At 42.3% G+C, this 13,732-nt stretch carries 10 protein-coding genes; 7 read left to right on the plus strand and 3 right to left on the minus strand.

Going from position 1 to position 13,732, the window contains the following annotated elements:
• Positions 1–343 precede the first annotated feature (343 nt).
• From ACIFQN_RS07405 to ACIFQN_RS07420, 4 genes are all read left to right on the plus strand, one after another.
• Positions 344–1,420 carry a hypothetical protein gene (locus ACIFQN_RS07405; RefSeq protein WP_429832385.1) on the plus strand — a complete coding sequence of 359 codons (1,077 nt, stop codon included), beginning with the start codon at positions 344–346 and terminating at the stop codon, positions 1,418–1,420.
• A gap of 74 nt (positions 1,421–1,494) precedes the next feature.
• Positions 1,495–2,907: a WG repeat-containing protein gene (locus tag ACIFQN_RS07410; protein WP_429832386.1), complete on the plus strand. Its 1,413-nt coding sequence runs from the start codon at positions 1,495–1,497 to the stop codon at positions 2,905–2,907.
• Between the two features lie 456 nt (positions 2,908–3,363).
• The gene (locus tag ACIFQN_RS07415; RefSeq protein WP_429832387.1) at positions 3,364–3,549 is read left to right on the plus strand and encodes a hypothetical protein; all 186 of its coding nucleotides are present in this window, start codon (positions 3,364–3,366) and stop codon (positions 3,547–3,549) included.
• 111 nt (positions 3,550–3,660) lie between these two features.
• Positions 3,661–4,419 (plus strand): aminoglycoside adenylyltransferase family protein, encoded by a 759-nt coding sequence (locus ACIFQN_RS07420; RefSeq protein ID WP_429832388.1) that lies wholly within the window; start codon positions 3,661–3,663, stop codon positions 4,417–4,419.
• 489 nt (positions 4,420–4,908) lie between these two features.
• On the opposite strand, the gene ACIFQN_RS07425 is transcribed toward ACIFQN_RS07420, so the two are convergent.
• From ACIFQN_RS07425 to ACIFQN_RS07435, 3 genes are all read right to left on the minus strand, one after another.
• Positions 4,909–5,685: a sulfite exporter TauE/SafE family protein gene (locus ACIFQN_RS07425; RefSeq protein ID WP_429832389.1), complete on the minus strand. Its 777-nt coding sequence runs from the start codon at positions 5,683–5,685 to the stop codon at positions 4,909–4,911.
• A 298-nt stretch (positions 5,686–5,983) separates the two neighbouring features.
• Positions 5,984–7,405: a Na+/H+ antiporter NhaC family protein gene (locus ACIFQN_RS07430; protein ID WP_429832390.1), complete on the minus strand. Its 1,422-nt coding sequence runs from the start codon at positions 7,403–7,405 to the stop codon at positions 5,984–5,986.
• A 118-nt stretch (positions 7,406–7,523) separates the two neighbouring features.
• The gene (locus ACIFQN_RS07435) at positions 7,524–8,531 is read right to left on the minus strand and encodes a D-cysteine desulfhydrase (RefSeq protein WP_429832391.1); all 1,008 of its coding nucleotides are present in this window, start codon (positions 8,529–8,531) and stop codon (positions 7,524–7,526) included.
• 207 nt (positions 8,532–8,738) lie between these two features.
• Between ACIFQN_RS07435 and ACIFQN_RS07440 the strand changes: the two genes are divergently transcribed.
• From ACIFQN_RS07440 to cysI, 3 genes are all read left to right on the plus strand, one after another.
• Positions 8,739–9,629, plus strand: coding sequence for a LysR family transcriptional regulator (locus ACIFQN_RS07440; RefSeq protein WP_429832392.1), 891 nt, complete (start codon positions 8,739–8,741; stop codon positions 9,627–9,629).
• A 318-nt stretch (positions 9,630–9,947) separates the two neighbouring features.
• Complete coding sequence (locus ACIFQN_RS07445; protein WP_429832393.1) at positions 9,948–11,774, plus strand: assimilatory sulfite reductase (NADPH) flavoprotein subunit; 1,827 nt, start codon at positions 9,948–9,950, stop codon at positions 11,772–11,774.
• A 35-nt stretch (positions 11,775–11,809) separates the two neighbouring features.
• A complete protein-coding gene (gene cysI, locus ACIFQN_RS07450) occupies positions 11,810–13,531 on the plus strand; it encodes an assimilatory sulfite reductase (NADPH) hemoprotein subunit (RefSeq protein ID WP_429832394.1) in 1,722 nt (573 codons plus the stop codon).
• Positions 13,532–13,732 lie beyond the last annotated feature (201 nt).

The raw sequence follows: 13,732 nt of genomic DNA on the forward strand, positions 1-13,732 counted from the left end.
TCTTAATTTTGGTGTATAAAAACCCCATAAAAGTACATTTTTTCAATAAAACGGAAAATGCATGTAACTTTTTGTAATTTTATCCGTCATTTGTATTGTAAGACATTTTTGTAAAAACAAGGAGGAAACTGTATAAGAATGGTAATGTGGCGCATATTGCATTTCGGTGACTGCTACTGTGACACCTAAAACGGGTAGCCCAGAACCGAATCGTGACTCGTTGTAGAAAATCTACTGAGGGTATTCTCACGCTCAAGACCATCCACCAAAGGCTCCAACTTCTCCGGCACTTGTTCTATTTATGAAATCAAATTCACAGCAATTTTTGAAAAGGAGAATATTTATGACGCAAAATATTTCAATTTCGCCAACCTTAGCGCTGCAACAAATTACAATGTCACAAACCCAGAATTATGATGGGACTACTGTAAACGCGTTTATTTACGAAAATGGACCGGAAAATATTGACGAAACATGGTTCGATACGGCCGCATACGGAAGAGCGTTTACTTATGTTCAGCTAATACCAGGGTATATCTATGAAGCGGAATTTTATAATTGGAATTGGACAAATACCAAGTCGGTTCGCTTGGGCATAGGGATAAAAAACACCTCCACTACATCTGCTCAAGTTACAATCCTAAAAAAAGCCATATCAAAAACAGATAAACTTAATCCAAAGCCGAGCAACATAATTGGTTCCGACATGACAGTAAAGTTTATGAAAGATACGCAATCGACCCCTCTATCCATTCCTGCAAACAGTGGAGCAACTCAGGGCTTTAAGGATTTACTTTCCGAGACAATTGTAAGAAGCGAACTGGTGAATGGCAGGATTCGTTTTAGGGTTGATTCTGGCACGTCTTTGTACGCAAAAATATATTTTGTCGATAGTACCAAAACGGATTGGGAGAAGTTTGCCGGATGGACTAACTTAATCAGCCAAGCAGACCTTAATAGACCCGATTCTCAAAAGCCTCAAACGTATCTAAGTGAAACTTCTTACACAGGAGTTTACCAAAATGTAAATCGAGCTTTTACAGTCCCTAATTTGAATCCCGTTGAAATTGCATTGGGCCAGAAACTCAATAATAAGATAGTCGATCTTTACAATATCAATGAATTTGAGACACCCAGCAATACGCTCCCGTTCGTTGTAAACGGGAATCAGGGTAATTATGGTATTGTATACACGCCATATTGTTCTGTTCCTAATGCTAAGTATTTCAAATTGACTCCAAAGAAAATTGCTACAATTCAAAGATATGTTATTAAAGAGAACGGTTTTTGGAAGATTGTTGATGCCTCCCAAACGTCACCCTATAAAGGTACGCTAACGGGTGGCACATCGTTCTGGTTTGTGCTTGCCGGTGGAAATCATGGTGATGTAGAAATTCAGTTTAGCACCACCCCATTCTAATTTTTCACATATAATGCATGTAGAAAGCAGTTTTTCTGTTTCCTACATGCCAATACTTTAGGGAGAAAATGATAATGAAACGCTCACTGGTGTTGTATCTATTATTTGTTATATGCATTATTCTATCTTCCCCTATTGCCTCGGCATTTTCATACACAGAGGCCATCCCCTTTAAGTATCAATGGGTCGGCGATTTTCACGAGGGCTTGGCACCTGCTAGTAGTAAAGACTATAAATACGGCTTTATAGACAAGTCCGGAACAGTGGTTATTCCTTTTGTTTATGAAGGGGCAGGTGATTTTAATGAAGGAATGGCCGCCGTTAAGAAAAATGGATTATGGGGGTTCATTGATAAGAAAGGGAAAGAAGTGCTTCCATTCAGGTATAAATCTGCCGAGCGTCCTCCCAGTTTCAGCAAGGGGCTAGCTCCTGTTCAGACTTCGAATAATAAATATGGATATATTGATGTAAGCGGTAAGTTTGTGATAGAGCCTAAATATGACGAAGCGTTAGCGTTTTCCGATGGCTTGGCCGCTGTTCAAATCGATAAAAAATGGGGATACATAAACCTATCTGGCGATATTGTTGTCCCATTGGAGTATGATGGAGCCAATAATTTCTCCGAGGGATATGGTAGGGTTAGAAAAGGCACTGGGGTAGAATCGAAATATGGTTTTTTTGATAAAAGCGGTAAAATTGTATTACCTATCGTATACGACGATGCGCGTGATTTTCACGATGGGCTGGCCTCGATCGGGAAACTATTTTGGTTTGATGACGTTTGTAATGCTGCTGAAACTTGTAAGAGACCGGGATTGAAGTTTGGATATATAGATAAACAAGGCAATGAAGTTATTAAAAGCGGTAGTGGTGCAGGTGCTGATTTCATCAACGGATTGGTGCTTGTGTCAGATTCGGTGGGACCGAGCCACACTTGGCAGTACAAAAACAGATCAGGCTTACCTATTGTAACCGTTATTGGAGAGGAAGCGAGAGAATTTAGTGAAGGTTATGCCGCTATTAAGCGGGATGGTCTTTGGGGATTTATCGCAATGCCTGACAGCTTTAATCTTGCCGCTCCCTACGTCTCAACGGTTTACGTCAACGGCTCGGCGAAAAGCTTTGATGCGTACACTATCGGAGGTAACACTTACTTCAAACTACGCGATCTCGCCTATGTATTATCAGGTACAAGCAAGCAATTTGATATCGGCTATTCAACAAAGGGAATCACGCTTACCGGCGGCAAGCCATATACTGTCGCTGGCGGTGAAATGATCCGTAGCGATGGTAAGACGAAAACATACGCGCCCACAGCGTCTAAGGTTTACAAGGATGGTAAAGAAGTTGCAATTGCTGCTTATACTATCAATGGTTACAATTATTTCAAACTACGCGACGTAATGAAGCTATTTAATATTGGTGTAACATATGATGACAAGACCAAGAACATTAGGATTGACACGAGTAAAAGATATATCGAATAATCCCTACACGTTTCCTCCGTTCCCAAAAAAAGCAGAGTGTGTCTCAAAGATTCTCATAGGACACACTCTGCTTTTTTCGCGGATCGAGCGAATGCTTGAAGGTGTTCACATTTTGTCTCATATGCAACCTTATTTCACTGCTAAATGCACCTAATAATGGTGCCTTTTAATTTTTTCGCCGATAGACCTGTTAAGGTGAACCGTACCACAAGTGATGGTAAACACAAAAAAACAGGAAATAATACTTGATAGTAGCTATATCAGCAGATTAAAATAATTGTGATAATTGCTGGGTTTACTTCCTGTAAGATGGGTCGTACACTATACATAGTACAATGTACACACTTTACAAACTTGATCATATAAACTTGACCACACTTAGAAGGCTTATTCCACTTGTTACAGATGGAGTGAGCTTTTTTGCATGCAGAAAACCATTTAGGAGGATGAACAACAATGGCAAAAAATGTACAGGCAGTAGAGGAAAAGGTGGATTTACTTGCTCAGGCGCAAGCAGAGGAATTGAGACAGTCAGGCACGGGTACGGATCCGCAAGTAGCGGCACAGGTTCGGGCAGAGGTTCGGCAGCTATTAGATCAAGCTGGATATACGATTGGTGGAGTATGTTTAATGGCTAGTTAACGGACTATTAGTTTCTAGTTGAGTTGATATTGTAAAGAAAAATCCTTAAAATTGACATTAGGTCGATTAACATATTATTGTTTTGAATAAAGCATTTTGAAGGAGAGGAAAATGACTGCTTTAGTTGAAATAGATTCTGTTAAGAATATACTAAATAACTATATTTCAGATAAAATATTGGGGATATATTTGTTTGGTTCTATTGTTGATGGTGGACTAAAAGAGTACAGTGACATTGATATTCTAGTAGTGATAGATAAATCATTAACGGAAAGCGAAAAAAAGGCTCTTATCAAAGCTTTAATGAAAGTTTCTGGAGAAATAGGAAATGAAGAAGGTAAGAGATACATTGAAGTTACAGTTATTAATTATAATGACATAAACCCTTGGAGGTATCCTCCAAAATCTGAATTTGTTTATGGTGAATGGCTCCGAGAAGATTATCAAAATGGTATGATTCCTCAAAAAACTGCTGATTCAGATTTAACTATCATGTTATATCAAGCCAGACAAACTCATAGACATATTGATGGAATCTCTCTTAATGAAGTTATCCCTGAAATTCCTCGAAAAGACTTGTTTAATGGAATTAAGGAATCTATACCAAATTTAATTGCCCATTATCATGGTGACGAGAGAAACGTATTGCTAACCTTATGTAGAATGTGGCTAACCATAGATACAAAAGAAATCGTGTCCAAAGACAAAGCCGGAGTCTGGGCAAAGACACGGGTTCCGAAAAAATACAAAGAAATCATTGAATTAGCTATTAAAGACTATTTATCAGAAGCTCATATTAATTGGAAATTACATGAGAATGATGTTGAGAAAACTATTGGATTTTTAGTTAACAAACTAAATCAACTGTAATTTAGTTTTTGATTTTTTGTTAAAAATTCGACTTGTTAAAAACTTGCCGTTACTTGAACCATTTACGTTTGATAAGTCAGTGGTGAACATTTTCAATCTTGGAGCAGTAGAAGTGTAGGATTACACAAGGTTAAAAGAACAGGAATCAATGATTATCAATGGAGCAGACAAGGAAACGATCCTTGTTCGCTCCTTTATTTTCACGTGCAGAGTTGGATTGACCAGAAAGCTTCCCTCACAAGTTGCGTTTCGCTACACGAAACTCGTTTAAGGCCGAAGAGCACCCTGTTAATTGGTGCTCTTGTATATTTCGCTGATTGTTGCGCTTAGCTTTATCATAAGTGATGGCAAACAGAAATTAGGCAGGAGAGGTAATGGATAAACACTAGATGCTATCAGAACCGTTTCGAAAGCCCATTAAAAAAAGGAAGTGATGAGGAATCATCATACTATTCGCATAGTGATTATTAAACATTGGATGTCGCTCTCTTACAAAATATCTATCCAAATTTTTACTGCCGTTGCTAGTATGATTAATGCCAATATGACTTGTAAGACTTTTGTATTTACCTTTTTTCCAGCTATTGCCCCTAGAGGTGAAGCAATTAAACTAGCTACGATCATGATGAATGCTGGAAAGTAATCCACCTGACCAGTTGTGATTTTGCCGACTGTTGCTCCAATTGATGAAATAAATGTAATTGCCAATGAAGAAGCAATGGTCATTCGTGTTGGAATCTTTAATACTACTAGCATAATTGGCACTAACAGAAATGCACCTGCCGCACCGACAATTCCGGCTCCGATTCCTACAATTAATGCAAGGGACCCAGCAAGCCATTTATTAAATTTCACTTCATGTAGAGGAATATCATCAATCCCTTTTTTGGGAATAAACATCATAATTGCGGCAATTAACGCCAGAATACCATAGATAAAGTTTATCCCTTCTTCTGGCATTAATTTTGAACCAAATCCTCCAATAAAACTACCAATTAAAATACTAACACCCATATTGGCAATTAATTTTTTATTTAAGTACCCGCCCTTACGGTAAGCCCAAACTCCACCAATCGTCGCAAAAAATACCTGAACGGCGCTTATTCCGGAGACCTCGTGTGCACTAAAAGGAAGTAATCCAAATAAAGGAGGAATATAAAGCAGCATAGGATATTTTATGATGGATCCACCAATTCCTAACATCCCAGAAATATATGAGCCTATGAAACCAATTAAGAAAATAATAATGGTAGATGAAAAATCCATCTGTGTGCCTCCTAGTAGTAGGTTAAGTATTTATTTTTGATGTGATTTTGAATTAAAAAAGCCCATGTCGATGATGGGCTTTTTTAAGCTGTATTAACATTAGCTTGCCATAAACATGTATCGTGATTGTAGTTTGGTCATTCGACCAGTTAATATCCCCTCGACCCTCATGTGCCATCATGATCATGTAATGGCGTTAATTGACTTGGGGCCAGACTGGGGTTAGAATAGTCTAAATTATAACTCTTCTTACTTCGTGTTTGGCTAACCCCAAAACGACTCTATTCTAACTTTATTTCTAAACGGTCATGCCAACAGTGGAATCACTTTTTTTATCCTCTGAGCTTGAAAATGTACGATTCCAACCTGTAATGATTGAGAAAAATAATACCGCTATAATGGCCCATCCATATGGATGTATAAAAGCTGTGCCAATTGATGGTAAAGGCAGGTTCCAATCTTGAGCTGCTGTAGTTAAGACACCATACCATACGATTACAATGATATGCCAAGGTATCATATAAAATAGTGAATTGACTGCGCAAGACATTAGGTTAGCAGTTCTTTCCCCTGATAATTTAAACCTCTCCCCGATTGATTTTACAAAACTTGGCCCAATTAGTAGTAATGCTGGCGCATTTGCTGCAATTGGAACGGAAACCAGAAAGGTAACGAATACAATCGAAAATTCAGCTTGCCTTACACTTTTTATCATATTATTTAGAGACCATTTGAGTACAGAATCCATGACACCGCTTTCAATTACAACCTGGGTAATCGCTAAAACCAACAAGGCAAAAATGATTGCACCTGTTACCCCGCTTATTCCATCTTGGATAAGCCCTGTACTACCTCCTCGTTCCAACGGAAGACTGAAAATTTGTTGCCATTTTAAATTTCCAATTAATAATCCAATTACCATCGCACTAATGTTTCCATAAATAAGTGCCTCAATGATATGGCGTTTTGCAAGTGCTGCAAGGATGACAATAAGGATACTTATTAGCATCGTTAATCCTAGAATATCTGTTTCAACTTCCATATTTAGCTGTGCCGTGCCCGATTTTGCACCACCAAAAATGAAGAAAACAACTGCTGCAAGTAGCCCTGATACGGCAACAAGTGGAAATCTACTTTTTACAACATCTCTCATCTGTGCACCTTGTGTGTAGGCAGAAACAATCGTAGTATCAGAAACTGGAGCTAGATTGTCACCAAGAGCAGCCCCCGATAGGATTGCAACTGCTAACATGACTGGATCCGCACCTAAATAAACTCCAGCTGGGTAAAGCACAGGTATAAGTGAAATAACAGTCCCTGTACCTGTTCCAGTACCTGATGAAAATAATGAAGCGACAACGAAAGCTAATAAAGTAAACATTGCCCCCTTTGCACCAGTTTCCAATCCAAGCCATAATAATCCTTCAACAAGTCCACCAGCAACGATCAACTTTCCAAAAACTCCTGCAAACAGCCAGGCTAATACGATGATGATTCCATTCTCATTTCCGATTCCTTTCATAATCGCCTTGCAATAATGTGATTTATCCTTCGCAAAAAATAAGGTCAATGCTATTGCTAACCACCCGGCTGCCCAGAACGGAGCAGTTCCACCTCTTTCCCCAACAGACAACCAAATTAAAACAGCTATTAAAATAATTAATGGAACGATCCCCCCAAATACTCCCCCATACATCTCCAACTTCCTATCCTTTACCAATAGAAATCCCCCTTCTTTTTACTATGCGGGTTTCTGGGACAGATTTGTTGTCCCGCCGTGTTTGGAATACGCCACCTGTCCCTTCGTCCCGCCGTCACTGAAATTCCCCGTGCTCCAATCAGTTAATGTTTTGCAGGACAGAGGTTTGGTATGCAAATAGTGCAGGAGATCCTCCAGTGTGGATAAAGAGAACGTTGTCGGTATTTTTAAAGTAGCCTTTTCTGACGTGGTCAACGAGGCCAGCCATTACTTTACCTGTGTAGACAGGGTCTAATAAAATACCTTCTGTTCTAGCAAGCAACTGGACGCTTTCTATCATTTCATTTGTTTCTAAGGAGTAGCCAGGTCCAACATAGTTATCCTTACAAACTACTAGTTCGGGTGGGAATTCCTCCTCAATACCAACATATTTAGCTGTTTCTAATGCTAACTGCTGGATTACCTTTTTTTGTGCCCCCTCTGGCCGACCCACATTAATCCCCATTACAGGTATTTGTTGATTTTCACCGAAAAGTCCAACAAGTAGTCCAGCATGTGTTCCACCACTGCCACTTGCAACTACAATATGATTTACATCTATGCCCATGTCTTCTGTTTGTTGGATAATTTCTTGCGCACATGCGACATAACCCGTTGCTCCAATTTCATTGGAACCTCCGCCAGGAATAATATAGGGAGTTCTGCCGCTTTCAGTCAATTTTTGAGCGAGTAGTCTCATTTCATTTAACATATCCGATCCGCCTGGGACTACCTTTATACTTTCAACCCCTAGTAGATGGAATAGGAAGTTGTTACCACTTGCCTCCGGTTTATAGCTCGAAGGTACACGCTCTTCTAGAACAAGTACACATTTTAGCCCTTCCTTAACTGCCGCAGACAACGTTAGTCTACAGTGATTTGATTGGACTGCCCCACATGTGATGATTGTGTCAGCGCCCTTTGCCTTTGCATCTGCCATTAAAAATTCCAATTTCCTCGTTTTATTGCCGCCAAGTGTTAAACCTAGTAAATCATCTCTTTTCATGTAGATATTTGGTCCACCAAGAGCACTTGAAAAGTTTTTTAAATACTCAATCGGTGTAATATAGTCGGTATATTTCATTCTTGGAAAGTCAATCATTTTCATGAATCAAATCCTCCTTGTAAGAACTTCATTTTTTCTAAGAAATCAATGCGTCATTTAACTCGAATGAATTGTAACATTATTTTAAAAACTCAGGTTATATATTATAGTTATACTATATAACTTGAACAATGCTTCGAGGAGATTGTCGAAAACGAACTAGTTCATCCTAGTTCATCAATGTAAAAAACAAACTGAAGGGTGAACATAATGAATATCGAAAATCTAAAGATGTTCTGCCGGGTAGTTGAAGAGGGAAGTGTCAATCAAGCAGCACGGTTGAGCTTTGTTTCTCAGCCTGCAGTTACAAAACAAATAAGACAACTGGAAAATTATTATGGTACAGCACTTTTTGATAGATCGAATGGTAGGTTGAGCTTAACAAAAGCTGGTAAGGCCCTTCTTCCATACGCTAAGGAAATGATCGTATGCATCAAAAGGTCTGAAGAGGTTGTACAACATATTGTCCATAAAAAGGATTCCACGCTAAACATTGGCGCAAGCTTAACGATAGGAGAATACCTTTTACCAGGATTACTTGGTGATTTTCAAAGAAAAAATAAAAATATCCGATTTAATTTATCGATTAGCAATACACCATCCATCATCGCAAAATTAAAAAATAGGGATATTGATATAGCATTAGTTGAAGGTATCGTTACAGAGAAAGATTTTCAAATAGAAAAATTTGCAGAAGATGAGTTGATACTTGTTATCCCAAGTAATCATCATTGGAAAGACAAATATGAAATCGACATGGAGGAATTGACCGAAGAAAAAATGATTTGGCGAGAGAAAGATGCAGGGGTGCGCTCCATCATAGAAAATGTTTTCAGTGTCAATAATGTTTTGGATAAAATAAAAAGCTACATGGAACTTGGAAGTACACAGGCGATTAAGAGTGCAATCGAAGCAGAGCTAGGCGTTGGTATTCTCCCAAAACTAACTGTGACGAAGGAGCTTAGAATCGGAACATTAAAACAACTACATATTTCGGGAATTAGCATAAAGAGAAACCTTTGGATAGTCAAAACTACCTCAAGATTCCCGATAGAAAACCTCGAACTCTTCGAAAATTTCCTAAAAAGAAAAACATTGTAGTAGGACACATAGTGGCATGGGGACAGATTTGCCGGTCCGCTAGCTTGCGTATGATCCAAAATTAATACATTTATTTTGTAAGGGTATTCTGACTGTCAAAGACTAATATATAGACAATAGCGGTGGTATTAGAAATATAAGAGCCCGGTTCCTTATCATAGGACCGGGTTTCTTTTGCAATTTGTCCAATTATCAGAATTACTTATCATCAGTATAAGTGATTCTGATTGCACGGGTTTCCCTACTGTGGTAGTTTAAAACAAAATAAAACATATAAGATTACTCGGAATAATTTTTTCCTGTGCGAGGTGCATATCGTTGGTACTTAAGGTGACAGACAGTCCTTTCAGTCAGGAACAAGTGGAGCTCCTAAATCGGTTGCTGCCCACGCTTTCGGAGGTACAAAAGGTTTGGCTGAGCGGATATCTTGCGGCTCTTTACAATGCGGAAACACCGATGGCCGCTGGGGGTGGGGCCGCGTCAGCTGCGAATGGGCCGGTCATTTCCAAAGAGGTAACGGTGCTTTTCGGATCGCAGTCCGGGAACAGCCAAAATTTGGCCAAGAAGCTGTCCGGAAAGCTCCAAGAGCAAGGCTTCAACGTAACTTTCTCCTCCATGAGTGACTTCAAGACCAATGCGTTGAAAAAGGTTCAAAACCTGCTCATTGTGGTAAGCACACACGGGGATGGCGAACCACCGGACAACACGATCTCCTTCCATGAATTCCTGCATAGCAAGAGAGCGCCACAATTGGAGGGCTTGCGGTTTTCCGTGCTGGCATTGGGAGACACCTCTTATGAATTTTTCTGCCAAACCGGCAAAGATTTCGACAAGCGGCTTGAAGAACTCGGCGGCAAGCGTCTTGCTCCTAGGGTCGATTGCGATGTGGATTACGACGAGTCAGCCTCTGAGTGGATGAATCATGTCCTGGCCTCTCTAAGAGAATCATCGGCAACCCAGGTTGCTGCTGCAAGCGCAAGCGTCGGTGGTGCAGCGATCGGGACAGGGACACAAACCGAATATTCACGGTCGAATCCGTTCCAGGCTATTGTGCTGGAAAACTTGAATCTGAACGGACGCGGATCTGATAAGGAAACCCGTCATCTGGAAATCTCCCTTGAGGGGTCCAATCTCCACTATGAACCGGGCGACTGCTTGGGGATAATCGCCAAGAATCATCCCCGCTTTGTCCGTGAGCTGATTGACGCGATGGGGTGGAAGCCGGAAGAGTTAGTTCGGATCAATAAAAACGGGGAGGAGCGCCCATTGGAAGAGGCGCTTTCCAGCCATTATGAAATCACGCTTCTCACCAAGCCCCTCTTGGAACAAGTAGCAAAGCTTTCTTCTGAAAATAGACTGCAGGAACTGCTTGCGGAAGGACGGGAGCAAGAGCTTCGCGATTATGTCCGGAATCGGGATTTGTTAGATTTGGCCCGGGACTACAGCTTGAATGGATTGTCTGCCAAAGAATTCGTCTCCATTCTCAGAAAGCTGCCGCCTCGTCTCTATTCGATCTCCAGCAGTTTGAAGTCCTACCCGGACGAGGTGCATCTGACAATCCGGAAGGTTCAATATGAGGCCCATGGGCGAGAGCGGTACGGCGTGTGTTCGAGCTATATCGCGGATCGTCTGGAAGCGGGGGATACACTGCCGGTATTTGTACAGCATAACCCCAACTTTAAGCTTCCGGCTAACCCGGACATCCCGCTGATCATGATTGGGCCTGGAACAGGTGTCGCTCCATTCCGCGCCTTCCTGGGGGAACGGGAGGAGCTTGGGGCGAAAGGCAAGACGTGGCTTTTTTATGGCGATCAACATTTCTCCACAGACTTCCTCTATCAGCTCGACTGGCAGCGTTGGCTCAAAGAAGGCGTACTGACGCGTATGGATGTCGCGTTCTCTCGAGATACGAGCGAAAAGGTGTACGTTCAGCACCGGATGCTTGAGAAGAGTAAGGAGCTCTACCAATGGCTGCAGGATGGGGCGCATGTATACGTATGCGGAGACGAGAAGAAGATGGCGCACGACGTTCACGCCGCCCTGGTCACGATACTCCAACAAGAGGGTGAACTTGGTTCAGAGGAAGCTGCCCTGTATTTGAAACGCATGCAGCAGGAAAAACGTTATCAGCGAGATGTCTACTGAGTTTCGATCAAAGATAGCGAGAGGAGATATGAAGCATGTCAGAAAATCATTTGCTTTCGCCAAACAGTGCTCCTCACAGCGATGTAGAGGATATTAAACGCCGAAGCGATTACCTGCGGGGAAGCCTGGCGGAAACGCTGGAAGACAGAATTACAGGGTCTATCCCTGAGGACGATAACCGCTTGATGAAATTTCATGGAAGCTACATGCAGGATGACCGGGATCTCCGCAACGAACGGAATAAACAGAAGCTGGAGCCGGCCTATCAATTCATGGTGCGCGTTCGAGCGGCCGGTGGAGTTGTCACGCCGGAACAATGGCTTATGATGGACCATATCGCCCAGCAATTTGCCAATGGGACGATTCGCTTGACGACCCGCCAGTCTTTTCAACTTCATGGCGTGATTAAGTGGACTATGAAGAATGTGATTAAAGAAGTAAACGATGCCTTGTTAAGTACACTGGCTGCCTGCGGGGACGTGAACCGCAACGTCATGTGCAACCCGAATCCCTACCAGTCAAAAGTCCATGAACAGGTTTACGAATGGGCGAAAAAAGTAAGCAATCATCTGGATCCCCGGACCCGAGCCTATCATGAAATCTGGCTTGACGAAGAGAAGGTTGTCGACAGTCGAGAAGGGGTAGAGCAAGAACCAATCTACGGGCCTGTCTATTTGCCGCGCAAGTTTAAGATCGGCATCGCGGTTCCGCCTGCCAACGATGTAGACGTCTTCTCTCAGGATTTGGGCTTCATCGCCATACATGAGGAAGGTCGACTGCTGGGCTTCAACGTTGCGGTCGGCGGCGGAATGGGAATGAGTCACGGTGATCCGAAGACGTACCCGCAGGTGGCGCGGGTGATCGGGTTCGTCTCGCCGGAACAACTGTTGGATGTCGCCGAGAAAACGGTCATGATCCAGAGAGACTACGGAGATCGCTCGGTGCGGAAGCATGCCCGGTTCAAATATACGATCGACGACCGCGGCATCGAATGGTTCATCCATGAGCTGGAGCAGCGACTGGGGTGGAAGCTGGAGGAGGCACGCCCCTATCACTTCGATCATAATGGCGACCGCTACGGCTGGGTAAAAGGAAGCAACGATAACTGGCATTTTACCCTTTTCATTCAAAATGGCCGGGTGAAAGACGAGGACAACTACCTCCTGATGTCCGGCCTGCGGGAAATCGCCAAGGTGCATGCAGGGGATTTCCGCCTAACACCCAATCAGAACCTCATCATTGGGAATGTAACCAGTGGAATGAAGCAAGAAATTGAACAAATCATTCAAGCATACGGGCTCACCGATGGAACTTCCTATTCCGCGTTGCGAAGAAACTCCATGGCCTGCGTTTCGTTGCCGACTTGCGGATTGGCGATGGCTGAGTCAGAGCGCTATTTGCCTACGCTGCTGGATAAGATCGAGCTGATCTTGGATGAGGCGGGTTTGCGCGATGAGGAGATCGTCATTCGCATGACAGGGTGCCCAAATGGATGCGCAAGACCAGCACTGGCGGAAATCGCCTTTATTGGGAAGGCTGTCGGCAAATACAACATGTATTTGGGCGGCGGTTTCTCCGGAAGTCGATTGAATAAGCTGTATCGTGAAAACATCGGAGAGGCAGAAATCCTGGAGGAACTGCGGCCGATCTTGAATCGGTATGCGAGGGAACGTGAGGTAGGCGAACATTTCGGGGATTTCGTTATTCGGGCCGGGTATGTGAAGGAAGTAAGATCGGGACTCGATTTTCATGAGTAGTGTGGCATTGAGCGTTTAGTAACCAGGTGGATAACAGTTGACGATATGTTCTGCCAAGAGAAGGCCATCCCGCTAAGGATGGCCTTAAACCTTGCCGTTTCGTAAAAACGCGGTGAATGGTACCACAAATAAGGCTGGTGTATGACTGGTCATTGACTTAAATCAAGAGTGCCAATTATTTTTATCATTTACAGTAATGGG

Source organism: Brevibacillus sp. NRS-1366 (genome assembly GCF_050467985.1).